We start from the raw sequence: 26,786 nt of genomic DNA on the forward strand, positions 1-26,786 counted from the left end.
ACCACCGGCACATGCGCGGTCCTGGTCACGCCCGGCGAGCATGGTCACGTGCGCTATAAGGTCGAGATGCACGGTCCGACGACCGCCGCGAAGGCGCGACGCCGACCCTGCCCGGCAGCCCGTTGTGGCTGCTCGATCTCGTCCGACACGTCACCCGGCCGCCTCGGTCAGGGTGGGAATGAGGTGCGGTGAACGCGAAGGCTCCCCTGGCGCAGACGGTCGGTTGGACCGATCTTGACGTGAAGGCGGTGGACACGGTCCGTGTCCTGGCCGCAGACGCGGTCGAGAAGGTCGGCAACGGCCACCCGGGGACGGCGATCAGCCTGGCCCCCGCCGCCTACCTGCTCTACCAGAACGTGCTGCGGCACGACCCGGCCGACCCCCACTGGCTGGGACGCGACCGCTTCATCCTGTCGGCGGGCCACTCCAGCCTCACGCAGTACATCCAGCTCTACCTGGCGGGCTTCGGGCTCGAGCTGTCCGACCTCGAGGCGCTGCGTACGTGGGGCTCCAAGACCCCCGGCCACCCCGAGTACAAGCACACGACCGGCGTCGAGATCACGACCGGCCCGCTCGGTCAGGGCCTCGCGTCCGCGGTCGGCTTCGCGATGGCCGCCCGCCGTGAGCGCGGCCTGCTCGACCCCGAGGCGGCACCGGGCACCAGCCCGTTCGACCATTTCGTGTACGTCATCGCCTCCGACGGCGACCTGCAGGAGGGCGTCACCAGCGAGGCGTCGTCGATCGCCGGCACCCAGGAGCTGGGCAACCTCATCGTGCTGTGGGACGACAACCACATCTCGATCGAGGGCGACACCGAGATCGCGTTCACCGAGGACGTCGTCGCGCGCTACGAGGCCTACGGCTGGCACACGCAGTTCGTCGACTGGACCGCCGGGCCCGACGGCTATGTCGAAGACGTCGACTCGCTGCACGCCGCGATCGAGGCCGCCAAGGCCGTCACGGACCGCCCGTCGTTCATCGGCCTGCGCACCCTGATCGCGTGGCCGACGCCCGGCAAGACGAACGAGCACTCGGCGCACGGTTCCAAGCTCGGCGGCGACGCGGTGCGCGGCCTGAAGGAGGTCCTCGGGTTCGACCCGGACCGGTCCTTCGACGTGGACCCCGAGGTGCTCGCGCACACGCGCGGGCTGAGCGAGCGCACCGCGCCGGTCAAGGCCGCGTGGCAGGAGTCGTTCGACGCCTGGCGCGCCGCCAACCCGGACAGCGCCGCCCTGCTCGACCGGCTCGTCGCGGGCGGGCTGCCCGACGGCTGGACCGACGCGCTGCCCGTGTTCCCCGCCGGCAAGTCGGTGGCCACCCGTGCGGCTTCGGGCGAGGTCCTCTCGGCGCTCGCCTCGGTGCTGCCCGAGCTGTGGGGCGGCTCGGCCGACCTCGCCGGCTCGAACAACACGACCATGAAGGGCGAGCCGTCCTTCCTCCCGGCCAAGCGCTCCACCACCGAGTTCGCCGGCGACCAGTTCGGCCGCACGCTGCACTTCGGCATCCGCGAGCACGCGATGGGCTCGATCCTGTCGGGCATCCGGCTGCACGGCCTGACCCGGCCGTACGGCGGCACGTTCTTCACGTTCAGCGACTACATGCGCGGGGCCGTGCGGCTCGCCTCGCTCATGGGGGTGCCGGCCGTCTACGTGTGGACGCACGACTCGATCGGTCTCGGCGAGGACGGCCCGACGCACCAGCCGATCGAGCACCTCGCCGCGGTCCGTGCGATCCCCGGCCTCACGGTCGTCCGGCCCGCCGACGCCAACGAGACGTCCGCGGCCTGGAAGGCCACGCTCGAGCACACCACCGGCCCCGTCGCCCTGATCCTCACCCGGCAGAACGTCCCGACGTTCCCCCGCGGCGAGGACGGCTTCGCGTCCGCGGACGGCGTCGCGCGCGGTGCGTACGTGCTCCTCGAGGCGAGCAAGCCCACGCCGTCGGTGATCCTCATCGCCACGGGTTCCGAGGTCCAGCTCGCCGTCGAGGCCCGCACGATCCTCGAGGCCGCCGGTGTGGCCACGCGCGTCGTGTCCGCGCCGTCGCTCGAGTGGTTCGCCGAGCAGGACAACGCGTACCGCGAGTCGGTCCTGCCGTCCACGGTGCGCGCCCGCGTCTCCGTCGAGGCCGGCATCGCGCTCTCGTGGCACAAGATCGTCGGCGACGCCGGCCGGTCGGTGTCCATCGAGCACTACGGCGCCTCGGCCGCGGCGGAGAAGCTGTTCGAGGAGTTCGGTTTCACGGCCGAGCACGTCGTCGCGGCCGCGCACGAGTCCATCGCGGCGGCGAACAGCGGCCCCGCCAACACACCCGGGCTGCCGCKCGCGMGCGGCACGGGCGACCAGCAGGTCTGAGTCTGACCGGACGCGCCGGCCCCGGGTCGACCGGGGCCAACCTCGCCGAGCTCGTCTCGGACAGCGGCGTGGTCGGCGTGACCACCAACCCGTCGATCTTCGCCGCCGCCCTGTCCAAGGGCGACGCCTACGACGCGCAGCTGCGTGAGCTCGTGGCCGCAGGCGTCAGCGACGTGGACGACGCGGTCTTCACCATCACGACCGACGACGTGCGGCAGGCGGCCGACGTCCTGCGCCCGGTGTACGACCGCACCGACGGCGTCGACGGGCGCGTCTCCATCGAGGTGGACCCGCGGCTCGCCAAGGACACCGACGCCACCATCGCGTCGGCGAAGTCGCTGTGGGCGACCGTCGACCGGCCCAACGTCTTCATCAAGATCCCTGCGACGGTCGAGGGCCTCCCGGCCATCACCGCCGTGCTCGCCGAGGGGATCAGCGTCAACGTCACGCTGATCTTCTCGCTCGACCGGTACCGCGCGGTCCTCAACGCCTTCGAGACCGGCCTGGAGCGCGCAGCCGCGGCCGGGCACGACCTCGCGCCGATCGCGTCCGTCGCCTCGTTCTTCGTCTCCCGCGTCGACACCGCGATCGACCCGCTCCTCGACGAGCTCGGCACCCCCGAGGCCGCGGGCCTGCGCGGGACGGCGGCGATCGCGAACGCCCGGCTCGCCTACGGCGTCTTCGAGGAGGTCGTCGCCTCGGACCGCTGGCGCGCGCTCGCCGCGGCCGGCGCCCATCCGCAGCGCCCGCTGTGGGCGTCCACCGGCGTCAAGGACAAGGCCTACCCCGACACGCTCTACGTGGACGAGCTGGTCGTCGCGGGCGTCGTGAACACCATGCCGGAGGCCACGCTCAAGGCCGTGGCCGACCACGGCGGCGACGGCAGCGACACGGTCACCGGGACGCAGGAGGCCGCGCAGTCGGTCATCGACCGGCTCGGCGGCCTGGGCATCGACATCGACCAGGTCACCCAGCAGCTGGAGGACGAGGGCGTCGAGAAGTTCACCACCGCGTGGGGACAGCTGCTCTCGACGGTGTCCGACGGCCTCGCGGCCGCCGCGAAGCAGATCGAGTCGGGAGACGCCAGGTGAGCCCCAGCAAGGTCAGCGCCGGGAACAACCCGCTCCGCGACGCACGGGACCGACGACTCCCGCGGATCGCGGGGCCCTGCGGCCTCGTGATCTTCGGGGTCACCGGTGACCTCGCGCGCAAGAAGCTCATGCCGGCCGTGTACGACCTGACCAACCGCGGCCTGCTCCCGCCCGGTTTCGCGCTCACGGGCTTCGCCCGGCGTGACTGGGCGACGCAGGACTTCGCGAAGATCGTGCACGACTCCGTCCGCGAGCACGCCCGCACGCCGTTCCGCGAGGCGACCTGGCGTCAGATGGCCGAGGGCATTCGGTTCGTGCAGGGCACGTTCGACGACGACGACGCGTTCGATCGGCTGCGGGAGACCGTCGAGGAGCTCGACGTGAACCGCGGCACCGGCGGCAACCACGCGTTCTACCTCTCGGTCCCGCCGAGCTCGTTCCCCGTGGTGTGCAAGCAGCTCGCCCGGTCGGGCCTGTCGCAGCCGACCGAGGGCACGTGGCGCCGCGTCGTCATCGAGAAGCCGTTCGGTCACGACCTGGCCAGCGCGCGCGAGCTGAACGACATCGTCTCGGACGTCTTCAACCCCGACGACATCTTCCGGATCGACCACTACCTGGGCAAGGAGACGGTGCAGAACCTGCTGGCGCTGCGCTTCGCCAACCAGCTGTTCGAGCCGATCTGGAACGCCAACTACGTCGACCACGTCCAGATCACGATGGCCGAGGACATCGGCATCGGCGGGCGGGCGTCGTACTACGACGGCATCGGCGCGGCGCGCGACGTCATCCAGAACCACCTCATGCAGCTGCTCGCGCTCACGGCGATGGAGGAGCCCGCGTCGTTCGAGGCGGACGGCCTGCGCGCCGAGAAGATCAAGGTCCTCTCGGCGGTCAAGGTCCCCCGCGACATCGGCAAGCACACCTCGCGAGGGCAGTACGCGGCCGGCTGGCAGGGTGGCGAGAAGGTCGTCGGCTACCTCGAGGAGGAGGGCTTCGACAAGGAGTCCACCACCGAGACGTTCGCCGCGATCCGCGTCGACATCGACAACCGCCGCTGGGCCGGGGTGCCGTTCTACCTGCGCACCGGCAAGCGCCTGGGCCGACGCGTCACCGAGATCGCCGTCGTCTTCAAGCGCGCCCCGCACCTGCCCTTCGAGTCCACAGCGACCGAGGAGCTCGGCAAGAACGCGCTGGTCATCCGCGTGCAGCCCGACGAGGGTGTCACCCTCCGGTTCGGCGCCAAGGTGCCGGGGACCGCGATGGAGGTCCGCGACGTCACGATGGACTTCGGGTACGGCCACGCGTTCACCGAGTCCTCCCCCGAGGCCTACGAGCGGCTGATCCTCGACGTCCTGCTCGGCGACCCTCCCCTGTTCCCGCGGCACGAGGAGGTCGAGCTCTCCTGGAAGGTGCTCGACCCGATCACCGCCTACTGGGCGGCGCACGGTAAGCCCGACCAGTACCGCTCGGGCACCTGGGGACCCGAGTCGGCGGACAAGATGATGGCGCGCGACGGACGAGCCTGGAGACGGCCATGATCATCGAGATGCCAGCGACGACCACCCGTGACGTCAACAAGCGGCTGCTCAAGGAGCGTGACGAAGGCGGGGCGATCGCTCTCGGCCGGGTCCTGACGCTCGTCGTGTCCGTCGGCGACCACGACCCGGAGGAGGCGATCGAGGCCGCGAACGACGCCAGCCGCGAGCACCCGTGCCGGGTCATCGTCATCGCGAACGACGTGGCCGACAAGGAGTCGAACCTCGACGTGCAGATCCGGCTCGGCGGCGACGCGGGCGCCAGCGAGGTGCTCGTCCTGCGCCCGTCCGGCGCGCTCGAGCGGCACCTCGACACGCTCCTGATCCCTCTGCTGCTGCCCGACGCCCCGATCGTGGCCTGGTGGCCGTACGAGGTGCCCGCCAACGTCGCTGAGGACCCGATCGGTCGCATGGCGACCCGACGGATCACCGACTCGACGCAGGTGCTGCACCCGTCGGCCACGCTCAAGCAGCTGGCGGAGACCTACGTCGCGGGAGACACCGACCTCGCCTGGACCCGCGCAACCCTCTGGCGCGGCCTCATCGCGGCGACGCTCGACCAGCCGCCGTTCGAGCCGGTGCACAAGGCCGTGGTGGTCGGGCAGTCGAACCACCCGTCCGTCGACCTCATGGCCGCCTGGCTAGCGCAGTCGCTGCGCTGCCCGGTCGAGATCGAGCGCGTCAGCGAGGCGCTCGCCATCACGCAGGTCCGGCTCGAGCGGACCTCCGGTGACATCGTCCTGGACCGGCCCGACGGCAAGACGGCCGCGCTGCACCAGCCCGACCAGCCGGAGCACCGCATCGCCCTGCCCATCCGCCAGCTGCGCGAGTGCCTGGCGGAGGAGCTGCGGCGCCTCGACGCCGACGAGGTCTACGGCGAGGTGCTGCAGAAGGGGCTTGCGAGGCTCCAGGCGTGACCGGCCCGCGCCTCCCCGCGCACGCTCCCCGCGACGTCGTGGTCCACCCCTCCGCCGAGGTCCTCGCGGAGGCGGTGGCCGCACGTCTGCTCACGCGCCTGGTCGACCTCCAGTCGCACCGGGCGCCGCTGCACGTCGTCCTGACCGGCGGCACCGTCGGCATCGCCTCGCTGCGTGCCGTCGCGGCGAGTCCGGTGCGCGACGCCGTCGACTGGTCGGGCGTGCACCTGTGGTGGGGCGACGAGCGGTTCGTGCCGGACGGCCACGCCGACCGCAACGAGACCCAGGCGCGCGAGGCGCTCATCGACGCGCTCGGCGACGCCCTGCCCGCCGAGAACGTGCACCCGATGCCCGCGCTCAGCGACGAGGTCCCGACGCCCGAGGTGTCGGCGTCCCTGTACGCCTCGGAGCTGGCGGCGGCCGGCGACCCCGCGTTCGACGTCCTGCTGCTCGGCATGGGACCCGACGGGCACGTGGCGTCGCTGTTCCCGGGTCACGAGGCGCTCGGTGCCCAGTACTCCACGACCGTCGGCGTGCACGGCTCCCCCAAGCCTCCCCCGCTGCGCGTCTCGTTGACGTTCGACGCGATCCGGGCCGCCCGTGAGGTGTGGGTCGTGGCCGCCGGCGCCGAGAAGGCCGACGCGGTCGCGTCCGCCCTCGGCGGTGCGTCGGTGACCGTGACGCCCGCGGCGGGCGCCGTGGGCACCGAGCGCACCCTCTGGCTGGTCGACGCCGCAGCGACGGCCGCGCTCGCCATTGCCGAGGCCCCGCCCGCCGGGCCGGCCAAGGACCTCTGGACGGCCGTCGACGACTACTTCGGCGTCCTCGTGCCCGAGGACGTCGCGCTCGCGGACACGCGCGCGAGCGCCGTCTCCGCCGGGCTGCCGGACATCGCCGTCGCCCCCAACCAGGGCAAGCTCCTTCACCTCGTGGCCCAGGCCGTCGGCGCGCGCCGGATCCTCGAGATCGGCACGCTCGGCGGGTACAGCACCGTCTGGCTCGCCCGCGCCCTGCCGGCGGACGGGTCGCTGACGACGCTCGAGATCTCCCCGGAGCACGCCGCGGTCGCCGCGGACTCCCTGGAGCGCGCCGGCCTCGGCGATGCCACGCAGGTGCTCGTCGGACCGGCCATCGAGACGCTCGACCGGCTGATCGCCGACGGCACCGAGGCGTTCGACCTGGTCTTCATCGACGCCGACAAGGAGTCGATCCCGCGGTATCTCGGGCAGTCGCTCGAGCTGACGCACCCCGGGTCGCTGATCATCGTCGACAACGTCGTGCGCGGCGGCGGGGTCCTCGACCCCGACCACCCGGACGGGCGGGTCCAGGGCGTGCGCACGATGGTCGACCTGCTCACGGACAACCCCAGCTTCGACTCGACCGTGATCCAGACGGTGGGCGCCAAGGGCTACGACGGGTTCGCCCTGCTGCGCGTCCTCTGACCGCCGCTCCTGTTGCGATGTGGTCCCACCGTGTCGAAAGTCGGTACGGGTGGACGTCGTAGTACGACGCCACTCGTACCGCGACACCGGAGGACAACCATGACGACCACGCCCACCCAGCCGAGCGCCCGCCCGCCCGTCGTCGACCTCGCCACCTGGCAGGCCGCCCGCGACGAGCTCCTCGTCCGCGAGAAGGCGCACACCCACGAGGGCGACGCGATCGCCGCCGCACGCCGCGGGCTGCCCATGGTCGAGCTCGACGGCACGGCCCAGGTCGTCGGGCCGGATGGTCCGGTGCCGTTCCTCGATCTCTTCCAGGGCCGCGACGAGCTCCTCGTCTACAAGCACATGTGGCACGACGGTGCGCCGCACCAGGGGCAGTGCGAGGGGTGCACGGTGTCGGCCTGGCACCTGCGGGACGCCGTCTACCTCAACGCCCGGGGCGTCTCGTTCGCCATCCTCACCGAGGGCCCGTGGAACGAGGTCGAGCCCTACCTGGCCTTCATGGGCTACACCCAGCCGTGGTTCTCCGTGCGCGGGCTGGACGCGCCCGTCGGCGGTGACATGGGGATGTTCAGCTGCTTCCTGCGCGTCGGCGACCGCGTCTTCCTGACGTACGACACCACGGGCCGCGGCACCGAGCCGGCCAGCGGGTCGTTCGCCCTGCTCGACATGACGCCCTACGGCCGCGGCGAGGCGTGGCAGGACACCCCCGACGGCTGGCCCGAGGGCGACGGCCCCTGCTGGTACTGGCGCATCGACGTGGACGGGAACGGCACGTGGGGCGGGACGGGTCGGCCTGCGCCGCAGTGGACGCGACCCGGCGCGACGCCCGAGACCACGCTCGGCCGGAACGGGCACCACCACTGACGACGCCGGACATGACGAAGGGCCCGGCGCCATTGCCGGGCCCCTCGTGGTCCGTCGGTCAGCCGCCGCGCTTGGCGCGCAGTGCCGCCAGGGCCTCGTCGAGGATCGCCGCGCCGTCCTCGTCGGAACGCCGCTCCTTCACGTAGGCCAGGTGCGTCTTGTACGGCTCGTTCTTGCTGGGGGACGGCGGGTTCGCCTGGTCCTGGCCGGCGGGGAACCCGCAGCGCGGGCAGTCCCACGTCAGCGGTGCCTCGAGCGCGGCCTCCTCAGCGAAGCTAGGACGCGTCTCGTGCCCGTTGGCACACCAGTAGGACACCCAGATCCGGGGAGCGGTGTCGCCACGCTCCGCCTCGCCCATCGGTCCGGCTCCGACTCGCGACCCCCTGATCGCACTTCCGCTCGCCATTGCCGACCGCCTCAGACCGTGCGCTCGAGAAGACCGAGCAGGATGATGATGACCGTCCAGAGGAGCGCCGTCCCGACCGTGATGCGGTTGAGGTTCCGCTCCGCGACGCCGGAGCTGCCGGCGCTGCTGGAGATGCCGCCGCCGAACATGTCGGACAGGCCACCGCCCTTGCCCTTGTGCAGCAGGACGAGCGGGATGAGCAGGAGGCTGGTGAGCACCAGCAGCACCTGGAGTGAGATACGCAAGGCGTCCACGTCGGTGTCGGTTCCTTACTGGGGAGGGCACGTCACGGGCTGACTGGCCTGCGACGCTGCGGTTGACCGCGGTACAGGGTAGGCGACGAGCGGCCGCAAAGCCACCATGCCACCGGCACGGCCCCCGCCCGGACGAATCGGACCGTCACGGTCCGGAACGAGCGGGGGCCACGCCGCGCGCTCGGATCAGAGACCGACCGCGTGCGACTGGTAGCGCGCGATCGCGGCGAACTCGTCGGGGTCGAGGCTCGCGCCCCCGACCAGCGCACCGTCGACGTCGGGCTTCGCCATGATCGACGCGACGTTCGACGACTTCACCGAACCGCCGTAGAGCACGCGGACCGCGTCGGCCGTCTCGGCGTCGTACAGCTCGGAGATCCGCGTGCGGATCGCCTCGCACAGCTCCTGCGCGTCCTCGGGCGTCGCCGTCTCGCCCGTGCCGATGGCCCAGACGGGCTCGTAGGCGACGACGATCGTCTTGACCTGCTCGGCCGTCAGACCGGCCAGGGCGCCGTCCAGCTGCGCGAGCGTGTGCGGGACGTGCTCGCCCGCCTTGCGGACCTCGAGCGGCTCACCGACGCACAGGATCGGGACGATGCCCGAGCTCAGCGCGTTGAGGACCTTCTTGTTGATGAGCTCGTCGGACTCGTCGTGGTACTGCCGACGCTCCGAGTGGCCGACCGCGACGTAGGTGACGCCGAGCTTGGCCAGGAACACCGGCGAGATCTCGCCGGTGTAGGCGCCCGACTGGTACGCCGAGCAGTCCTGCGCGCCGTAGACGAGCTCGAGCTTGTCGGCGTCGACCAACGTCTGCACGCTGCGCAGGTCGGTGAACGGCGGCAGCACCGCCACCTCGACCTTGGAGAAGTCGTGCTTCCCGTCCCGCAGCGCCCACGCGAGCTTCTGCACGGTGTGCGTGGCCTGGTGGTGGTCCAGGTTCATCTTCCAGTTGCCCGCCATCAGCGGGATGCGAGTCGCCACGATCAGTCCTCCAGAACCGCGATGCCGGGGAGCGTCTTGCCCTCGAGGAACTCGAGGCTCGCGCCACCACCGGTCGAGATGTGTCCGAACCCGGCCTCGTCGAAGCCGAGCGTCCGCACGGCAGCGGCGGAGTCGCCACCGCCGACGATGGTGAAGCCGCCGTTGGCGCCGGCGTCGATCAGGGCCTGCGCCACGGCACGGGTGCCGCCGGAGAACGCCTCGAACTCGAACACGCCGGCAGGGCCGTTCCAGACGACCGTCTTGGCGTCCACGATCTTGCTCGCGAACAGCTTGCTCGAGTCGGGGCCGATGTCCAGGCCGATCTTGCCGTCGGGGATCGCGTCGGCGGCCACGACGAGGGCCGGGGAGTCCGCCTTGAACTCGTCGGCGACGACGATGTCCGTGGGCAGGACGATCTCGACACCGGCCGCCTCGGCCTGCGCCAGGTAGCCCTTGACGGTCTCGATCTGGTCCTCTTCGAGGAGCGAGTTGCCCACCGGGTAGCCCTTGGCCGCGAGGAACGTGAACAGCATGCCGCCGCCGATGAGCAGGCGGTCCGCCTTGGTCAGCAGGTTCGCGATGACACCGAGCTTGTCGGAGACCTTCGAGCCGCCCAGGACCACGACGTACGGGCGCGCCGGGTCGTCGGTCGCCTTGCGCAGCGACGCGACCTCCTTGAGCACGAGCGAGCCGACCGCGTGCGGGAGCACGAGCGCGACGTCGTACACCGAGGCCTGCTTGCGGTGTACAACACCGAAGCCGTCGGAGACGTACACGTCGGCCAGCTCGGCGAGCTCGGCGGCCAGGGAGGCCCGCTCCTCGTCGACCTTCGACGTCTCGCGAGGGTCGAACCGGATGTTCTCGAGCAGGGCGATCTCGCCGTCCTGCAGCGCGGCGACCGTCGCCTTGGCGGAGTCACCGACGACGTCGCTCGCCAGCGCGACCGGCTGGCCGAGCAGCTCGGCGAGGCGGTCGGCGACCGGCTTGAGCGAGTACTTGTCCTCGGGCGCGCCCTTGGGGCGGCCCAGGTGGGCGGTGACGACGACGCGGGCGCCGGCGGACAGCAGCGCCTGGAGCGTCGGGAGGGCGGCACGCACGCGGCCGTCGTCGGTGATCGTCGTGCCGTCGAGCGGCACGTTGAAGTCGGAACGGACCAGTACGCGCTTGCCGCGCAGGTCTCCGAGGTCCTCGATGGTCTTCATCTGTTCTCCTAGCTCGAGCGGTGGGGCGGCCCAGACACGACAGCGTCCGCGTGCGCCGGGGCCGGTGGGCCGGGGCGCACGCGGACGCTGGACGTCAGTCGTGAAGCTCGTCGTCAGGCATGGACGAGGTCAGAGACGCTCGCCGACGTACGTGGTGAGGGCCACGAGGCTGTTGGAGTAGCCCCACTCGTTGTCGTACCAGGCGATGATCTTGACCAGGTCGCCGCTCACCTTGGTGAGCTTCGAGTCGAAGATGCTCTGGTGCGGGTTGGTGACGATGTCGCTCGAGACGATCTCGTCCTCGACGTACTCGAGGATGCCCTTGAGCGGGCCGTCGGCGGCGGCCTTGACAGCCGCGTTGACCTCGTCGACCGTGACCTCGCGCGAGGCGGTGAAGGTCAGGTCCGTGGCGGAGCCGGTGATGACCGGCACGCGCAGCGCGAAGCCGTCGAGCTTGCCCTTGAGCTCCGGGAGGACGAGCGCCACGGCCTTGGCCGCGCCGGTCGACGTGGGGACGATGTTCTGCGCGGCCGCACGGGCACGACGCAGGTCCTTGTGCGGACCGTCCTGGAGGTTCTGGTCGCCCGTGTAGGCGTGGATCGTGGTCATGAGACCACGCTCGATGCCGATCGAGTCGTTGAGCGCCTTGGCGACGGGCGCCAGGCAGTTCGTGGTGCACGACGCGTTCGAGATGATGTTGTGCGCGGCCGGGTCGTAGTCCGTGTGGTTCACACCGACGACGAACGTCGCGTCCTCGTTGGACGCGGGGGCCGAGATGATGACCTTCTTGGCGCCGGCGGCGAGGTGCGCCTTGGCCTTCTCGGCGTTGGTGAAGAAGCCGGTCGACTCGATGACGATGTCCGCGCCGAGCTCGGCCCAGGGAAGGTTCGCGGGGTCGCGCTCCTCGAGGGCACGGATCTTCTTGCCGTCGACGATGATGTTGTCGTCGTCGTAGCTCACGCTCAGCGGGAAACGACCGAGCACCGTGTCGTACTTCAGCAGGTGCGCGAGCGTCTTGTTGTCCGTCAGGTCGTTGACTCCGACGATCTCGATGTCCGCACCGGACGCCACGATGGCCCGGTAGAAGTTGCGACCGATACGGCCGAAGCCGTTGATGCCGACCTTGATGGTCACTTGCCCTCCTCGGCAGCGCCGACGGGGGGCCGGCGCACACATGTTGACGATGGGTTCCGCACGCCGCTGTGCGTTCCGACCGCTACCCCGCCCACCCGAACCGTGCCTGGCACGTGGCCTGAGCACAGCACGAACGCACGTGTGGCGATCGGATAAGACGACCCTATACCCGTGACGACGGTCACGCGGACACCGTCCGCCGGGACCAAAGACCCTTTCTCGGGGCCCTAGAGATCGAGCAGGTCCGGGCTCAGACCGGCCTCGGTGTCGGGGATGCCCAGGTCGGACGCCCGCTTGTCGGCGGTCGCCAGGAGGCGACGGATCCGGCCGGCCACCGCGTCCTTGGTGAGCGGCGGGACGGCGAGCTTGCCCAGCTCCTCCAGGGAGGCCTCCTTGTGCGCGAGGCGCAGCTCGCCCGCCTCGCGCAGGTGCTCCGGCAGCTCGTCGCCGAGGATCTCGAACGCGCGCTCGACGCGGGCTCCGGCGGCAACCGCCGCCCGGGCCGACCGGCGCAGGTTCGCGTCGTCGAAGTTGGCCAGCCGGTTGGCGGTGCCGCGCACCTCGCGACGGACGCGGCGCTCCTCCCAGAGCAGCATGGTCTCGTGCGCACCGAGCCGCGCCAGCATCGCGCTGATCGCGTCACCGTCGCGGATGACCACGCGGTCCACACCGCGCACCTCGCGAGCCTTGGCGGCGATGCCGAGCCGGCGGGCGGCGCCGACGAGCGCGAGGGCGGCCTCCGGTCCCGGGCACGTGACCTCGAGGGCCGACGAGCGTCCGGGCTCGGTGAGCGAGCCGTGCGCGAGGAACGCGCCACGCCAGGCGGACTCCGCCTCGGCGACGCCCGCGGACACCACCTGCGGCGGCAGACCACGCACCGGGCGTCCGCGGTTGTCGAGCAGACCCGTCTGCCGGGCCAGCGACTCGCCGTCCTTGACGACGCGCACGACGTACCGGCTGCCGCGGCGCAGTCCGCCGCCGGAGACGACGATGATCTCGCTCTCGTGCCCGTAGACCTCCGAGATCGCCTGCCGGAGCCGGCGGGCAGCGATGCCCGTGTCCAGCTCCGCCTCGATGACGATCCGCCCCGAGATGATGTGCAAGCCGCCCGCGAACCTCAGGGTGGCCGAGACCTCGGCCTTCCGTGAGGACGTCTTGTCCACCTTCAGACGGGCGAGCTCGTCCTTCACCTGTGCCGTCAACGCCATGGCTGCATCCTGCCATCCGGGACAGCCGTCCGGGACCGCTCGGGGCAGCTAGTCCGACGGGGTTCCGACGTCCCCGAGGAATCCTTCGACCACGTCGGAGTACGCCCCGGCCAGTCGCAGCGGGTCGTGGCGAGCGGTCCCATCCCCCCGGCTGACCTGACGGAGCAGCAGGCGTGCTCCCAGGTCGGCGGCGCGGGCCGACAGCGCGGAGACGTCCTCGACTGCCGTCGGATCGGCGACGACGGCGTCGACCGACAGCTCCGGGGCGTGCGTGCGCAGGACCTCCAGGTAGTCCTCGGCGCGCATGCCCGCCGTCTCCCCCGATTCACCCGACGCGAGGTTGAGCGTCAGGATCGTGCGTGCCCTCGTTCGGCCCAGCGCCTCGCGAAGACCGGGCACGAGCAGGTGCGGGAGCACGGAGGTGTACCAGGAGCCGGGTCCCAGCACGATCCAGTCGGCCGCGCCGATCGCGTCGACGGCCTCCGGGCACGCGGGCGGGTCGGCCGGGTCCAGCCGGAGGCTCTCGATGGTCCCGCTGGTGACGGCGACCGCGCTCTGGCCGACGACGAGCGAGCGGTTGCCGGCCTCGTCGACGACGTCGGCCTCGATCCGCAGCGGCACCGACGTCATCGGGAGGACCCGGCCGCGGGCGCCGAGCAGCCTGCCCACCCAGTCCAGACCCTCGACGGTGTCGCCGAGCTGCTCCCACAGGGCGACGATCAGGAGGTTCCCGACGGCGTGCTGGTCGAGGTCGCCCGACGAGCGGAACCGGTGCTGCAGCAGGTCACGCCACGTGCGACCCCACTCGGAGTCGTCGCACAAGGCGGCCAGAGCCATGCGCAGGTCGCCGGGCGGGAGCACGCCGAGCTCCTCGCGCAGCCGGCCCGAGGAGCCACCGTCGTCGGCGACCGTGACCACCGCGGTGATCCGGTCGGTCATCAGGCGCAGCGCGGACAGCGACGCCGACAGGCCGTGGCCCCCGCCGAGCGCGACGACCGCGGGTGACGAGCTGCCTCTCGAGGCCCTCATTCCTTGCCGAGGTCGCGGGCCGAGACGGCGACGTGGTGCCCCTGGTCCCGCAGCCGGGCCGCGATCGCCTCGCTGATGGCGACGGAGCGGTGCTTGCCTCCCGTGCACCCGACGGCGATGGTCACGTACCGCTTCTCCTCGTTCAGGTACCCGGCGAGCACCGGCTCGAGAGCGTCGACGTAGCGGTCGATGAACGTCACCGCTCCAGGCAGCCCGAGCACGTAGTCGCGGACCGGCGCGTCGCGGCCGGTCAGGTGCCGCAGCTCGGTGATCCAGTACGGGTTGGCCAGGAAGCGCACGTCGACCACGTGGTCGGCGTCCAGCGGCAGGCCGTACTTGAAGCCGAACGACAGGACCGACACCTGCAGGACGTCCTCGCCGGCGGTGGTGACGACCGTGCGGACCTCGCGGGCCAGGTCGTGCACGTTGAGCTCGGACGTGTCGATGAGCGTGTCCGCGCGCTCCCGCAGGTCGACCAGGGCCGCACGCTCCGCGGCGATGCCGTCGAGGATCCGTCCCGAGCCCTGGAGCGGGTGCGGCCGGCGCACCTGCTCGAACCGGCGGACGAGAACCTCGTCGGACGCGTCCAGGAAGAGGATCCGGTAGTCGACACCCGACTCGCGCAGGCCCTCGAGCACCGGGGCGAGGTCGCGGAAGAACTCGCGGCCGCGGACGTCGATCACCGCGGCGAGCCGCTGCGCACGGCCGGCCGCGGCCCCGCTGGTGAGCATGCCGACGAGGTGCGTGAGCATCTGCGCCGGCAGGTTGTCGATCACGTACCAGTCGAGGTCCTCCAGCACCGCGGCCGCGCGCGAACGTCCCGCGCCGGACATGCCGGTGATGATCAGGACCTGCGGCTGGACCAGGTGCGGTGCCTCGGTCGCCGCCTCGAGCGCGGGTATCCCTGCAGGCACCGTGATCGGCGAAGGCTCGTCGCTCATGCGTCCAGCATGCCAGCCGGCGCGCTCACCTGGTCCGACGCGCCCGGCTGGGGCGCGCCCTGTGTCGGGTTGAGGGCCGCGACGACGGCGGCGGCCGTCCGCTCCCCCATCCCCTGCACCGAGGCGATCTCCTCGACCGACGCCGCCCGCAGCCGCTTGACCGAGCCGAACTGCCGAAGCAGCGCGGCCTGCCGGGCGGGACCCAGACCGGGCACGTCGTCGAGCACCGACGTCGTCATGCCCTTGCTCCGCCGCTTGCGGTGCGCGGTGATCGCGAACCGGTGAGCCTCGTCGCGCAGCCGCTGGAGCAGGTACAGGCCCTCCGAGGAGCGCTGCAGGATCACCGGGTACTCCTCGCCCGGCAGCCAGACCTCCTCGAGCCGCTTGGCCAGCCCGCAGAGGGCCACGTCGTCGATCCCGAGCTCCGCCATCGCCGCCGCGGCAGCCGCCACCTGCGGCGGACCGCCGTCGACCACGACGAGGTTGGGCGGGTAGGCGAACCGGACCGGCCTGCCCGTGACCTCGTCGATCGGGCCCGAGCGCACCAGGTGGTCGTCGTCCTCGTCGCCCGTGTCGAGCTCGACGTCGCGGGAGTCCGCGCGGTCGGCGAGGTAGCGCTTGAACCGGCGGGTGATCACCTCGTGCATCGCCGCGGTGTCGTCGCGGGCACCCTGACCCTCGGGGCCACGGATGTTGAACATCCGGTACTCGCTCTTGCGCGCCAAGCCGTCCTCGAACACCACCATCGACGCCGACTGGAACGTCCCCTGGTTGTGCGAGACGTCGTAGCACTCGATGCGCAGCGGTGCCGACGAGAGGTCCAGCGCCTCCTGGATCTCCTGCAGCGCCTGGCTCCGCGTGGTCAGGTCCCCAGCCCGACGGGTGCGGTGCAGCACGAGGGAGTGCTCCGCGTTGCGCAGGACCGTCGCAGCGAGCTCGCGCTTGTCTCCCCGCTGGGGCACGCGGACCGAGACCCTGCTGCCGCGCAGCCCCGCGAGCCACGCCTGCACCTGCTCGACGTCCGGTGGCAGCACGGGCACGAGCACCTCGCGCGGGACCGCCGACGAGCCGGCCCCACCGTCGCCAGACGCCTCGTTGCCGTAGATCTGCTGCAGCAGGTGCTCCACCAGCTCGGCGTCCGTGACGTCCTCGACCTTCTCGACCACCCAACCCCGCTGACCGCGGATGCGGCCGTCGCGGACGTGGAACACCTGCACCGCGGCCTCGAGCTCGTCGCCGGAGAGGGCGAAGATGTCCGCGTCGGTGCCGTCGGCGAGGACGACCGCGTTCTTCTCGGTCGCCTTCTCGAGCGTCTGGATGTCGTCCCGCAGCCGCGCGGCCTGCTCGTAGTCGAGCTCGTTGGCCGCCTCCTTCATTCGCGTGGTCAGGCGACGCGTGAACTTGGCCGTGTCCCCCGCCATGAAGTCGCAGAAGTCCTGCGCCAGAGCATGGTGGTCGTCCGGCGAGATCCGCCCGACGCACGGCGCCGAGCACTTGTCGATGTACCCGAGCAGGCACGGCCGCCCCTGCTGCTTGGCGCGCCGGAACACGCCCGCCGAGCACGTGCGTACCGGGAAGACACGCAGCAGCAGGTCGACCGTCTCGCGGATCGCCCACGCGTGCGCGTACGGCCCGAAGTAGCGGGTCCCCTTGCGCTTGGCGCCGCGCATGACCTGCACCCGCGGGAACTCGTCGGCCATCGTCACGGCGAGGTACGGGTACGACTTGTCGTCGCGGTACTTGACGTTGAACCGCGGGTCGAACTCCTTGATCCACGAGTACTCGAGGGCCAGCGCCTCGACCTCGGTGCCGACGACCGTCCACTGCACCGACGCCGCCGTCGTCACCATCTGCTGGGTGCGCGAGTGCAGGCCGGACAGGTCCTGGAAGTAGCTGGACAGGCGCTGCCGCAGGCTCTTGGCCTTGCCGACGTAGATGACGCGGCCGTGCTCGTCGCGGAAGCGGTAGACCCCGGGCTCGTCGGGGATCTCCCCCGGCGCGGGACGGTAGGTGGCGGGATCAGCCATGCGTTCGAGCCTAGTTCGCACTACTGACGTCGGTGACCGGACGGGACACCCCGGGCGCGGCTACCGTGGGGCGATGGGCCCCCTGCACACGTACTCGGTCGACGTCACCTGGACCGGCGCCGGCGCCACCGGGACGTCGAGCTACACCGCCTACAGCCGCGACCACGAGGTGCGGATCGGCTCCAAGCCGCCGCTGCTGGGCTCGTCGGACCCCGCGTTCCGAGGCGACCCGTCTCGGTTCAACCCCGAGGAGCTGCTCGTCAGCGCGCTCGCGCAGTGCCACATGCTCTGGTTCCTGCACCTCGCGTCGGCCGCCGGCGTCGTGGTCGTGGGGTACGAGGACAGCGCCGTCGGCACCATGCGCATCGAGGCCGCCGGGCAGGGCCAGTTCCGCGAGGTCGTGCTCCGACCGCGCGTCACCGTGGCGCCCGGCGCGCACCTTCCCGAGGGCGGCGCGGTGACCGACGCCGTCCTCGGCGGGATCCACCACAAGGCGCACGAGCACTGCTTCATCTCGCGTTCCGTGAACTTCCCCGTCCGGCACGAGCCCGTACCCGTGCGGATGGCGCAGGCCGTCCCGCGCTGACGCCGGTCACGCCGAGACGCGCTCCGCGACCGGCTCCAGCACCTCGGCGAGGAAGCGGCCGGTGTGCGAGTCCGGCGACATCGCGATCTGCTCCGGCGTCCCCTCGGCGATCACCAGGCCGCCGCCGCTGCCGCCTTCGGGCCCCATGTCGATGACCCAGTCGGCGTTCTTGATCACGTCGAGGTTGTGCTCGATCACGATGACCGAGTTCCCCTTGTCGACCAGCGACTGGAGCACGCCGAGCAGCTTGCGGATGTCCTCGAAGTGCAGACCGGTCGTCGGCTCGTCGAGCACGTAGATCGTGCGACCGGTCGAGCGTCGCTGCAGCTCCGCGGCGAGCTTGACGCGCTGCGCCTCGCCGCCCGAGAGCGTCGGCGCCGGCTGACCGAGCCGCACGTACCCGAGCCCGACGTCGACCAGCGTCCGCAGGTGTCGCGAGATCGCCGGGACCGCGGCGAAGAAGTCGGCGGCCTCCTCGATAGGCATCGACAGCACGTCGGCCACCGTCTTGCCCTTGAAGTGCACCTCGAGCGTCTCGCGGTTGTAACGGTCGCCGTGGCAGACCTCGCACGGCACGTAGACGTCGGGCAGGAAGTTCATCTCGATCTTGAGCGTGCCGTCGCCCGAGCACGCCTCGCAGCGGCCGCCCTTGACGTTGAACGAGAACCGGCCGGGCGTGTAGCCGCGGACCTTCGCCTCGGTCGTCTCGGCGAAGAGCCGGCGCACGTGGTCCCACACGCCCGTGTAGGTGGCCGGGTTGGACCGCGGCGTGCGCCCGATCGGTCCCTGGTCCACGTGCACGACCTTGTCGAGGTGCTCCAGTCCGGTGACGCGCTTGTGCCGTCCGGCCACCTGGCGCGCACCGTTGAGCTCGTTCGCCATCACCGTGTAGAGGATGTGGTTCACGAGCGTGGACTTGCCCGAGCCGGACACCCCCGTCACCGCAGTGAGGGTGCCGAGCGGGAACGACACGTCGATGCCCTGCAGGTTGTGCTCGCGCGCGCCGACGACGGTGACCTGGCGCTTCTTGTCGATCGGGCGCCTGACCTGCGGCATCGGGATGGTCCGACGGCCCGAGAGGTACGCCCCCGTCACCGACTCGGCCGACGCGAGGAGCCCGTCCAGGTCGCCGGAGTGCACGACGCGACCGCCGTGTTCCCCCGCACCGGGGCCGATGTCGACGATCCAGTCGGCGGTGCGGATGGTGTCCTCGTCGTGCTCGACGACGATCAGGGTGTTGCCCAGGTCGCGCAGGCGCGTGAGGGTCTCGATGAGGCGCCGGTTGTCGCGCTGGTGCAGGCCGATCGACGGCTCGTCCAGGACGTAGAGCACGCCGACGAGGCCGGAGCCGATCTGCGTCGCGAGCCGGATCCGCTGCGCCTCGCCGCCGGAGAGCGTGCCGGCCGGACGCATGAGCGAGAGGTAGTCGAGGCCGACGTCCAGCAGGAACCCGAGCCGTGCCTGGATCTCCTTGAGCACCTGCGTCGCGATCGCGCGCTCGCGCTCGCCGAGCTCGAGGGTGTCGAGGAACTCGCGCGCCTCACGGATGGGCAGGGCGCAGACCTCGGCGATCGACCGACCGCCCACCCGCACCGCGAGCACCTCGGGCTTGAGCCGGGCGCCGCCACACACGGGGCACGGGACCTCCCGCATGTACGCCTCGTACTTCTCCTTGCTCCAGTCCGAGTCGGTCTCGTTGTGCCGGCGCTCGAGGAACGTGATGACACCCTCGAAGCCCGTCGAGTACTGCCGCTCACGGCCCCAGCGGTTCTTGTAGCGGACCTTCACCTCGTGGTTCTGGCCGTGCAGGACCGCATCCCGGGCACGCTGCGGCAGCGCGCGCCACGGCACGCTCGTCGAGAAGCCCATGTCCGCCGCCAGCGCCGTCAGCACCCGGCCGAAGTACTCGCTGGAGATCTGTGCCCACGGCGCGACCGCGCCCTCGTCGAGCGACAGGTCCTCGTCGGGGACGACCAGGTCCGGGTCCACCTCGAGCTTCGAGCCGAGGCCCGTGCACTCGGGGCAGGCGCCGTAGGGCGCGTTGAACGAGAACGTGCGCGGTTCGATCTCGTCGAGCGCCAGCACGTGGTCGTTCGGGCAGGCGCGGTGCTCAGAGAATCGCCGCTCGCGGTTCAGGTCGTCGATGTCGGCGTCCACCAGCTCGACGACGAGCAGGCCGCCGGCCAGGCCGAGCGCGGTCTCGACCGAGTCGGTGAGCCGCCGCTGGACGCCCTCGCGAGCCACGAGACGGTCGATGACCACCTCGATGTCGTGCTTGAGCTTCTTCTCGAGCGTCGGCGGCTCGGTGAGCTGGACGACCTCGCCGTCGACGCGCGCGCGGGCGAAGCCCTTGCTCTGCAGCTCCTTGAAGAGGTCGGCATACTCGCCCTTGCGGCCACGGACGACCGGCGCGAGCACCTGGTAGCGCGTGCCCTCGGGCAGCTCGAGCAGCCGGTCCACGATCTGCTGCGGCGTCTGAGCGGTGACGCGCTCGCCGCAGATCGGGCAGAACTGCGTGCCGGCGCGGGCGAACAGGAGGCGCAGGTAGTCGTACACCTCGGTGATCGTGCCGACCGTCGACCGCGGGTTCCGGTTGGTCGACTTCTGGTCGATCGACACCGCGGGCGACAGGCCCTCGATGAAGTCGACGTCGGGCTTGTCCATCTGCCCGAGGAACTGGCGCGCGTATGCCGACAGCGACTCGACGTAGCGCCGCTGCCCCTCCGCGAAGATGGTGTCGAACGCCAACGACGACTTGCCCGACCCCGACAGCCCCGTGAACACGATGAGCTTGTCGCGCGGGAGATCGAGGTCGACGTTGCGGAGGTTGTGCTCGCGGGCGCCCTGCACCACCAGACGTTCGTTCACGCCCGGGAGTCTACGTCGCGCCACCGACAATCGCACATCTGTTCGACGTGAGCGAACGCACATCGCGCTCGACGTGCTGGCCGACAACCTCCGGGCCATGCTCACGCCATGGACCGTGACGACGACCCGGCACCGGTGCCGATCGAGGAGTACGCCGTGCTCGGCGACGGCGCGACGGCGGCCCTCGTGAGCCGACGCGGGTCGATCGACTGGATGTGCCTGCCGGCCTTCGACTCGGCCGCGTGCTTCGCGCGGCTGCTGGGCACGCCGGACAACGGGCGCTGGCTGCTGACGGTCCGCGGAGCGACGTCCGTGACGCGCCGCTACCTCGACGACTCGTTCGTCCTGGAGACGACGTACGAGACACCGACCGGGTCGGCGGTCGCGCTGGAGGCGATGCCGCTCAACGACGGCCGGTCGGACATCGTGCGCCGTCTGGAGTGCACGCGCGGGCAGGTCGAGGTCGAGCACGAGTGGATCGTCAGGTTCGGCTACGGCGCGATCGAGCCCTGGGTGCACCACGTCACGGACCCCGACGGTGCCGACACGATCCGGGCCATCGCCGGTCCGGACTCGCTGCTGCTGCGGGGCGACCGGCTCCCCAAGGCCCACGACCACCGCCACTCCGACCGGTTCACGCTGCGGGAGGGTGAGGCCGTCGAGCTGGCGCTGACGTGGACGCGCTCGTGGGACTCCGTCCCGCCGCGGCTCACCATCCCGGACCGGCTCGACGAGACCCGGATCGACTGGGGGCTCTGGGCGCGCAGCTGCGCCTATCAGGGCTCGTACCGCGAGGTCGTCGTCCGCTCGCTCCTCGTCCTTCGCATGCTGACCGACCAGGAGACCGGGGGCATCGTCGCCGCCGCGACGACGTCCCTGCCCGAGGACTTCGGCGGCAGCCGCAACTGGGACTACCGGTACTGCTGGCTGCGCGACGCGGCCATGACGCTCGAGGCGCTCCTCGAGCACGGGTACGAGGACGAGGCCTCGGACTGGCGCGGCTGGCTGCTGCGGGCGGTGGCAGGCAGCTCGGCGGACCTGCAGATCATGTACCGGGTCGACGGGGGCCGGGAGCTGCCCGAGCGCGAGCTCGACCACCTCGCGGGCTATGCGGGGAGCCGACCCGTCCGGGTAGGGAACGCGGCCGTCGGGCAGATGCAGAACGACGTGCTCGGCGAGGTCATGTGCGCCCTCGAGCAGGCTCGGGAGGCCGGGGTCGCGGAGACCGACGACTCCTGGGCCCTGCAGCGGCACCTCGTCGACCATCTGCTGGGGCACTGGCGTGAGCCGGACCGCGGGATCTGGGAGGTCCGCGGCGACCCGCAGCACTTCACGCACTCGAAGGTCATGGCGTGGGCGGCCGTCGACCGGGCCGTGAGGGCCGCCGAGCGCTACGGGCTCGACGCTCCGACGGACCGGTGGCGCACGGAGCGCGACGCGATCCACGCGGACGTGCTCGAGAACGGGTGGGACGCGGAGCGGGAGACCTTCGTTCAGTCGTACGGCTCGTCGCACACCGACGCCGCACTGCTGCAGCTCGCCCAGGTCGGGTTCTTGCCGCCGGATGACCCGCGCATCCGGAGCACCGTCCGCGCCATCCGCGCCGAGCTCGAGATGGCGCCGGGGCTGCTGCGCCGCTACCGCACCGAGCACACCGACGACGGCGTCCCCGGGGACGAGCACGCGTTCCTGGCCTGCTCGTTCTGGCTTGCGGACGCTCTCGCGCGGGTGGACGACGTGGACGCCTCGACCGAGGTGCTCGACATCCTCACCGGCCTCGCGAACGACGTCGGCCTGCTCGCCGAGCAGTACGACCCCGTCGGTCGCAGGATGGCCGGGAACATGCCGCAGGCCCTGTCCCACCTGGCCCTCGTACGCGCGGTGCACAGCCACGACCTGGCGGTCGAACGGAGGGGTTCATGACGTCCGACGACGAGGTCCTCGAGATCCGGTCCGTGTCCGTCGGCCCGATGGACAACAACGCCTACCTCCTGACCGAGCGCAAGGACGGCGCGCAGCTGCTCGTCGACGCCGCCGACGAGCCCGAGCGACTGCTGGAACTGCTGCGCGAGGGCTCGTCGTCGGCCCGGCTGGATGCGGTCGTCACCACCCACCGCCACCCCGACCACCACCGCGCGCTGGCCTCGGTCGTCGCGCTCACCGGCGCACCGTCCTTCACGGGGGCCGACGACGCCGACGCGATCCACGAGGCCACCGACGTCCCGGTGACCCGCCGCCTGCACCACGGCGACGTCGTCACGGTCGGTCACGTGACCCTCGAGGTCATTGCGCTGCGCGGCCACACCCCCGGCTCCGTCGCGCTCGCCTACCGCGAGCCTGTCGGACGGGTCCACCTGTTCACGGGCGACTCGCTGTTCCCGGGCGGTCCCGGCGCGACGAGGTCCCCGGAGGCGTTCGCGTCGCTGATGGCGGACCTCACGGAACGGGTCTTCGACCGGTTCGACGACGACACCGTCGTCCACCCGGGCCACGGCCGCGGCACCACGCTCGGCGACGAGCGCCCTCACCTCGACGAGTGGCGCGCCCGCGGCTGGTGACCTACTGCGCGAGCACCTGCTCGCGCACCTGCCGGCGCAGAACCTTGCCGACCTGCGAGCGGGGCAGCTCGTCGAGGACCTCGAGCCGGCGCGGCAGCGCGTACCGAGCGACACGCTGCTCGCACCATGCGCGGACCGACTCGAGGTCGACGCCCGTCGCACCGGGCTCGAGCACGACGGCGGCCACGACGGTCTCGCCGAGGTCGCCACCCGGGATGCCCACGACGGCGACGTCCGAGACGCCCGGCATCTGTCGCAGGGCGTCCTCGACCTGCGACGGGTAGACCTTGAACCCGCCGCTGACGATGAGCTCCTTGAGGCGGTCGACCAGGACGACCCACCCGGTCTCGTCGATGGTCACCATGTCCCCGGTCCGCAGCCACCCGTCGTCGAGCAGCTGCTCGGCGGTCTCGTCGGGCCGCTGCCAGTAGCCGGCGAAGACCTGAGGCCCGCGGATCAGCAGCTCGCCGCGCTCCCCCGGCGGGACGTCGCGCGAGGCGTCGGTCGGGTCGACGACCCGGATCTGCGTGCTCGGGAACGGGAGTCCGAGGGTTCCGGGCCGACGACCGTCGGTCAGCGGGTTGCCGAGGGCCACGGGCGAGGTCTCGGTCATCCCGTACCCCTCGATCACGAGCCCGCCGGTGGCACGCTCCCACCGCTCGGCCGTCTCGGCGGGGAGGGCCATGGCGCCGGAGATCGCGTACCGGAAGGACCCGAGGTCGCCGGGCTTCGCGGCACCCGCCAGGCGGTCGAGCATCGGCGGGACGGCCGGCAGGAAGGTGCCGGGCAGTCGCTGCTGGGCCTCCAGGACCATCGCCGGGTCGAAGTTCGGGAACACGACGAGCGTGGCCCCGACGCGGATCGCGTAGCTGAGGCAGAGCGTCAGCCCGAACGCGTGGAAGAACGGGAGGCAGCCGTAGACGACCTCCGTGTCCGGCTCGGCAGCCGTCCACGCCTGGCCCTGGACGGCGTTGGCGACGAGGTTGCGGTGCGTGAGCATCGCGCCCTTCGGCGTCCCCGTCGTCCCCCCGGTGTACTGCAGGAGCGCGAGGTCGGTCGACTCCGGACCGGGATGCGCAGGGTCGATCGGCTCGGTCTTCGCGACGAGCCGGTGCCACATCGGGAACGCGGGCGGGACGGGACCGCGCATCGCCGCTCGGACCTTGCGCGCCCGGGGCACGGGCAGCCGCAGCTTCCACCGGCTGGCCAGCGGCAGGTCGGCGGTCAGGTCGACCGCGACGACGGCGCGCAACCGCGTCGTCGTGAGCGAGGAGAGCACGGCCGGGACCGCCTTCTCCCAGACGAGGGCGACGACCGCGCCGGAGTCGGCGAGCTGGTGGGCGAGCTCCCCGGGCGTGTAGGTCGGGTTGTGCTCCACGACGACGGCACCGATGCGCAGCACCGCGTAGAACGCGACGACGTGCGCGGTGCAGTTCGGGATCACCAGCGCGACGCGGTCCCCGGGCTGGACGCCGAGATCGAGGAGCGCCTGAGCACCGCGGGCTACCCGGTCCGACAGCTCGCGGTAGGACGTCTGGCCGGCGAGGAAGTCGACCGCGACGCGTTCGGGGCACCGCTGCGCCGCGCGGTCCAGCGCTGCACCCAGGGGCTCGTCGGGGATGGTGACCTCGTCCGGAGGATGCGCCGTCGTCATAAGCCCACCCTAACCTACGGTTGCGTAAGTTACGCGCCAGTAACCCAGCGGGTGACGGTCACCCCGTCCGGCTCCACCTCGAGCCCGACGCGGGCGAACGAGGCGCGCTGAAGCACCCGCTCGCTGGCCGTGTTGTCCCGCATCGTCAGGGCGTGCACCTGTGGCGCGCCCGCGGCGAAGGCCCAGGCCGACAGGGCCAGGACGGCCGAGGTGGCCAGCCCTCGTCCGCGCCCCTCGGGAAGCAGCGCGTAGTACAGGTACGGGCCGTCGACTCGTACGGAGAGCCCGATCGTCCCGACGGGCACCCCCGCGGTCTCGACGACGAACCGGCCGCCGCGGCCGTCCCGCCGCAGGTCCACGTTCCGGATGATCCGAGCACGCGCCTCCTGCTCGCTCACGTCCGCGGGGTAGTACGTCCACCGCGTCACGTCGGGCACCCGCGAGAGCGCGTGGTCGAGCGGCCAGTCCGCTTCGGCCACCGGGCGCAGCCGGCCGCCGTCGAGGTCGAGGACGTCGGGCATCTCCATGTCAGGCCTCCGGCGGCCCGAGCACGGAGTTGGCCACGGTCGAGTGGGCGGACTCGTCGTCCGACGGGTGGAAGAGCCCCGCGAGCACGTCGCGGTACAGCCGGCCGAGCTCGTTTCCGCTGAAGTACGAGCCGCCCCCGGAGACGCGGATGGCATCGTCGACGACCACCCGGGCCGACTCGGTCGCGCGGACCTTGAGCCCGACGAGCTGGGCGAACCAGCGCGCGCCGTGGTCGGCCTGCTCGTCGACGTCCCGCGCCAGCGCGAAGACCTGCAGCTCGGCTCCGTCCTGCGCCAGCACCGCGTCGGCGATCCGCCAGCGGATGTCGGGGTCCTGCGCGTAGGCACGCCCGTCGTACTTGAGCGACGTCCGGCGCTGCGCCGCCGCCACCCCGAGCTCGATCGCACGGCGGCCGATCCCCGTGTAGACGGCGGCCAGGAGCACCTCGAACACGGCGAAGAGCGCGAAGATGAACGGGTCGGCGCTCGGGCCGGGCGGCAGCGAGCGGTAGACGCGGTCGGCGGGTGCGAAGGCACCGTCGAGCACGGTGGTGGCGGACTGGGTGGCCCGCATGCCCAGGGTGTCCCAGTCGTCGCGGGTCTGCACCTCGCCGTCGGCGCGCGAGACCACCCCGTGCACCAACAGCGGGTTCTGCAGGTCCGACTCGTCCAGGCCGAAGGTCGCCAGGCGAGTCCACACCGGGGAGAGCGACGTGAAGATCTTCGTGCCGAAGTACCGGTACCCGCCGTCGTCCTGCCGCTCCGCACGCGTCCGGGAGCCGAACATCACCAGGTCGTTGCCCGCCTCCGAGTTGCCGAACGCGAAGACCTCCCCCGCCGCGGCGTCCCGCAGGATGAACTCGACCGAGTCGTCGCCGCGGCCGGCGAGGAGTGCAGCCAGCCCGGTCACCACCAGGTGCATGTTGACGGCCAGTGCGGTCGCCGGCGCCGCCGCCGCGAGGCGCACCTGCTCGCGCGCGACCTCCTCGAGGGTCAGGCCCGCGCCGCCCAGCGCTTCGGGGACGAACGCTCTCAGGTAGCCGGCCGCGACCAGGTCGGCCAGATCGTCGTGCGGGAACGTGTTGTCGCGGTCGTGCCCGGGCGCGCGCTCGTGGACGCGGGCCAGGAGGTCGTCGGTGAGCAGGGTGCGCAGCGTGCGTGGCATGCGAAACACTCTGCCACCACGGTCAGGCAGGATGTGC

General features: G+C 71.7%; 22 protein-coding genes. 9 read left to right on the forward strand and 13 right to left on the reverse strand.

The window, feature by feature from the left end; translation table 11 throughout:
- Positions 1 to 188 precede the first annotated feature (188 nt).
- The 6 genes from tkt (at position 189) to AC1DUE_RS08640 (ending at position 8,209) form a co-directional block, all read left to right on the forward strand.
- Positions 189 to 2,354 carry a transketolase gene (gene tkt, locus AC1DUE_RS08615; RefSeq protein WP_477038994.1) on the forward strand — a complete coding sequence of 722 codons (2,166 nt, stop codon included), beginning with the start codon at positions 189 to 191 and terminating at the stop codon, positions 2,352 to 2,354.
- Entirely contained in the window at positions 2,351 to 3,445 is a 1,095-nt protein-coding gene (gene tal, locus AC1DUE_RS08620; RefSeq protein ID WP_477039272.1) for a transaldolase, read from the forward strand. Before tkt ends, tal begins: the two co-directional genes overlap by 4 nt.
- Positions 3,442 to 4,983 (forward strand): glucose-6-phosphate dehydrogenase, encoded by a 1,542-nt coding sequence (gene zwf / locus AC1DUE_RS08625; RefSeq protein WP_477038995.1) that lies wholly within the window; start codon positions 3,442 to 3,444, stop codon positions 4,981 to 4,983. Before tal ends, zwf begins: the two co-directional genes overlap by 4 nt.
- Complete coding sequence (locus tag AC1DUE_RS08630; RefSeq protein WP_477038996.1) at positions 4,980 to 5,897, forward strand: glucose-6-phosphate dehydrogenase assembly protein OpcA; 918 nt, start codon at positions 4,980 to 4,982, stop codon at positions 5,895 to 5,897. Before zwf ends, AC1DUE_RS08630 begins: the two co-directional genes overlap by 4 nt.
- The gene (gene pgl, locus AC1DUE_RS08635; protein WP_477038997.1) at positions 5,894 to 7,339 is read left to right on the forward strand and encodes a 6-phosphogluconolactonase; all 1,446 of its coding nucleotides are present in this window, start codon (positions 5,894 to 5,896) and stop codon (positions 7,337 to 7,339) included. The genes AC1DUE_RS08630 and pgl overlap by 4 nt, the downstream gene beginning before the upstream one ends.
- Positions 7,340 to 7,438: 99 nt before the next feature.
- Positions 7,439 to 8,209 (forward strand): DUF899 family protein, encoded by a 771-nt coding sequence (locus AC1DUE_RS08640; protein ID WP_477038998.1) that lies wholly within the window; start codon positions 7,439 to 7,441, stop codon positions 8,207 to 8,209.
- Between the two features lie 58 nt (positions 8,210 to 8,267).
- On the opposite strand, the gene AC1DUE_RS08645 is transcribed toward AC1DUE_RS08640, so the two are convergent.
- The 9 genes from AC1DUE_RS08645 to uvrC form a co-directional block, all read right to left on the reverse strand.
- Positions 8,268 to 8,615, reverse strand: a complete 348-nt coding sequence (locus AC1DUE_RS08645; protein ID WP_034608687.1) for an RNA polymerase-binding protein RbpA — start codon at positions 8,613 to 8,615, stop codon at positions 8,268 to 8,270.
- An 11-nt stretch (positions 8,616 to 8,626) separates the two neighbouring features.
- Positions 8,627 to 8,869: a preprotein translocase subunit SecG gene (gene secG, locus AC1DUE_RS08650; protein ID WP_477038999.1), complete on the reverse strand. Its 243-nt coding sequence runs from the start codon at positions 8,867 to 8,869 to the stop codon at positions 8,627 to 8,629.
- Positions 8,870 to 9,055: 186 nt separating this feature from the next.
- A complete protein-coding gene (gene tpiA, locus AC1DUE_RS08655; protein WP_477039000.1) occupies positions 9,056 to 9,850 on the reverse strand; it encodes a triose-phosphate isomerase in 795 nt (264 codons plus the stop codon).
- Between the two features lie 2 nt (positions 9,851 to 9,852).
- Positions 9,853 to 11,052, reverse strand: coding sequence for a phosphoglycerate kinase (locus AC1DUE_RS08660; RefSeq protein ID WP_477039001.1), 1,200 nt, complete (start codon positions 11,050 to 11,052; stop codon positions 9,853 to 9,855).
- A 129-nt stretch (positions 11,053 to 11,181) separates the two neighbouring features.
- Positions 11,182 to 12,186, reverse strand: a complete 1,005-nt coding sequence (gene gap, locus AC1DUE_RS08665) for a type I glyceraldehyde-3-phosphate dehydrogenase (protein WP_477039002.1) — start codon at positions 12,184 to 12,186, stop codon at positions 11,182 to 11,184.
- 227 nt (positions 12,187 to 12,413) lie between these two features.
- Positions 12,414 to 13,394 carry a DNA-binding protein WhiA gene (gene whiA / locus AC1DUE_RS08670; protein ID WP_477039003.1) on the reverse strand — a complete coding sequence of 327 codons (981 nt, stop codon included), beginning with the start codon at positions 13,392 to 13,394 and terminating at the stop codon, positions 12,414 to 12,416.
- A gap of 48 nt (positions 13,395 to 13,442) precedes the next feature.
- Positions 13,443 to 14,423, reverse strand: a complete 981-nt coding sequence (locus tag AC1DUE_RS08675; protein WP_477039004.1) for a gluconeogenesis factor YvcK family protein — start codon at positions 14,421 to 14,423, stop codon at positions 13,443 to 13,445.
- Positions 14,420 to 15,364 carry an RNase adapter RapZ gene (gene rapZ, locus AC1DUE_RS08680; RefSeq protein ID WP_477039005.1) on the reverse strand — a complete coding sequence of 315 codons (945 nt, stop codon included), beginning with the start codon at positions 15,362 to 15,364 and terminating at the stop codon, positions 14,420 to 14,422. The genes AC1DUE_RS08675 and rapZ overlap by 4 nt, the downstream gene beginning before the upstream one ends.
- Complete coding sequence (gene uvrC / locus AC1DUE_RS08685; RefSeq protein WP_477039006.1) at positions 15,361 to 17,391, reverse strand: excinuclease ABC subunit UvrC; 2,031 nt, start codon at positions 17,389 to 17,391, stop codon at positions 15,361 to 15,363. Before uvrC ends, rapZ begins: the two co-directional genes overlap by 4 nt.
- A 73-nt stretch (positions 17,392 to 17,464) precedes the next feature.
- Between uvrC and AC1DUE_RS08690 the strand changes: the two genes are divergently transcribed.
- Complete coding sequence (locus AC1DUE_RS08690) at positions 17,465 to 17,977, forward strand: OsmC family protein (RefSeq protein ID WP_477039007.1); 513 nt, start codon at positions 17,465 to 17,467, stop codon at positions 17,975 to 17,977.
- 6 nt (positions 17,978 to 17,983) lie between these two features.
- On the opposite strand, the gene uvrA is transcribed toward AC1DUE_RS08690, so the two are convergent.
- Positions 17,984 to 20,845 carry an excinuclease ABC subunit UvrA gene (uvrA, locus tag AC1DUE_RS08695; protein ID WP_477039008.1) on the reverse strand — a complete coding sequence of 954 codons (2,862 nt, stop codon included), beginning with the start codon at positions 20,843 to 20,845 and terminating at the stop codon, positions 17,984 to 17,986.
- A 108-nt stretch (positions 20,846 to 20,953) separates the two neighbouring features.
- Between uvrA and AC1DUE_RS08700 the strand changes: the two genes are divergently transcribed.
- Both AC1DUE_RS08700 and AC1DUE_RS08705 read left to right on the forward strand, forming a co-directional pair.
- On the forward strand, positions 20,954 to 22,768 hold the full coding sequence (locus tag AC1DUE_RS08700; protein ID WP_477039009.1) for a glycoside hydrolase family 15 protein: 1,815 nt from the start codon (positions 20,954 to 20,956) through the stop codon (positions 22,766 to 22,768).
- Positions 22,765 to 23,403 (forward strand): MBL fold metallo-hydrolase, encoded by a 639-nt coding sequence (locus tag AC1DUE_RS08705; RefSeq protein ID WP_477039010.1) that lies wholly within the window; start codon positions 22,765 to 22,767, stop codon positions 23,401 to 23,403. The genes AC1DUE_RS08700 and AC1DUE_RS08705 overlap by 4 nt, the downstream gene beginning before the upstream one ends.
- 1 nt (position 23,404) lies before the next feature.
- Here AC1DUE_RS08705 and AC1DUE_RS08710 read toward each other — a convergent pair whose 3' ends face one another.
- The 3 genes from AC1DUE_RS08710 to AC1DUE_RS08720 are packed head-to-tail and all read right to left on the reverse strand — an operon-like array spanning position 23,405 to position 26,749.
- Positions 23,405 to 25,057, reverse strand: coding sequence for an AMP-binding protein (locus AC1DUE_RS08710; RefSeq protein ID WP_477039011.1), 1,653 nt, complete (start codon positions 25,055 to 25,057; stop codon positions 23,405 to 23,407).
- 29 nt (positions 25,058 to 25,086) lie between these two features.
- A complete protein-coding gene (locus tag AC1DUE_RS08715) occupies positions 25,087 to 25,584 on the reverse strand; it encodes a GNAT family N-acetyltransferase (RefSeq protein WP_477039012.1) in 498 nt (165 codons plus the stop codon).
- A 1-nt stretch (position 25,585) separates the two neighbouring features.
- Positions 25,586 to 26,749: an acyl-CoA dehydrogenase family protein gene (locus AC1DUE_RS08720; RefSeq protein ID WP_477039013.1), complete on the reverse strand. Its 1,164-nt coding sequence runs from the start codon at positions 26,747 to 26,749 to the stop codon at positions 25,586 to 25,588.
- Positions 26,750 to 26,786 lie beyond the last annotated feature (37 nt).

This window comes from Cellulomonas sp. P4_A2 (assembly GCF_056402515.1).

Bases quoted from the DNA above. Each gene is read 5' to 3' on its own strand.
- whiA (WP_477039003.1), bottom strand. From the start codon at position 13,394: ATGGCGTTGACGGCACAGGTGAAGGACGAGCTCGCCCGTCTGAAGGTG.
- AC1DUE_RS08640 (WP_477038998.1), top strand. From the start codon at position 7,439: ATGACGACCACGCCCACCCAGCCGAGCGCCCGCCCGCCCGTCGTCGAC.
- AC1DUE_RS08705 (WP_477039010.1), top strand. From the start codon at position 22,765: ATGACGTCCGACGACGAGGTCCTCGAGATCCGGTCCGTGTCCGTCGGC.
- AC1DUE_RS08645 (WP_034608687.1), bottom strand. From the start codon at position 8,615: ATGGCGAGCGGAAGTGCGATCAGGGGGTCGCGAGTCGGAGCCGGACCG.
- AC1DUE_RS08700 (WP_477039009.1), top strand. From the start codon at position 20,954: ATGGACCGTGACGACGACCCGGCACCGGTGCCGATCGAGGAGTACGCC.
- AC1DUE_RS08675 (WP_477039004.1), bottom strand. From the start codon at position 14,423: ATGAGGGCCTCGAGAGGCAGCTCGTCACCCGCGGTCGTCGCGCTCGGC.
- rapZ (WP_477039005.1), bottom strand. From the start codon at position 15,364: ATGAGCGACGAGCCTTCGCCGATCACGGTGCCTGCAGGGATACCCGCG.
- AC1DUE_RS08690 (WP_477039007.1), top strand. From the start codon at position 17,465: ATGGGCCCCCTGCACACGTACTCGGTCGACGTCACCTGGACCGGCGCC.
- AC1DUE_RS08660 (WP_477039001.1), bottom strand. From the start codon at position 11,052: ATGAAGACCATCGAGGACCTCGGAGACCTGCGCGGCAAGCGCGTACTG.
- AC1DUE_RS08720 (WP_477039013.1), bottom strand. From the start codon at position 26,749: ATGCCACGCACGCTGCGCACCCTGCTCACCGACGACCTCCTGGCCCGC.
- AC1DUE_RS08715 (WP_477039012.1), bottom strand. From the start codon at position 25,584: ATGGAGATGCCCGACGTCCTCGACCTCGACGGCGGCCGGCTGCGCCCG.
- uvrC (WP_477039006.1), bottom strand. From the start codon at position 17,391: ATGGCTGATCCCGCCACCTACCGTCCCGCGCCGGGGGAGATCCCCGAC.
- AC1DUE_RS08630 (WP_477038996.1), top strand. From the start codon at position 4,980: ATGATCATCGAGATGCCAGCGACGACCACCCGTGACGTCAACAAGCGG.
- AC1DUE_RS08710 (WP_477039011.1), bottom strand. From the start codon at position 25,057: ATGACGACGGCGCATCCTCCGGACGAGGTCACCATCCCCGACGAGCCC.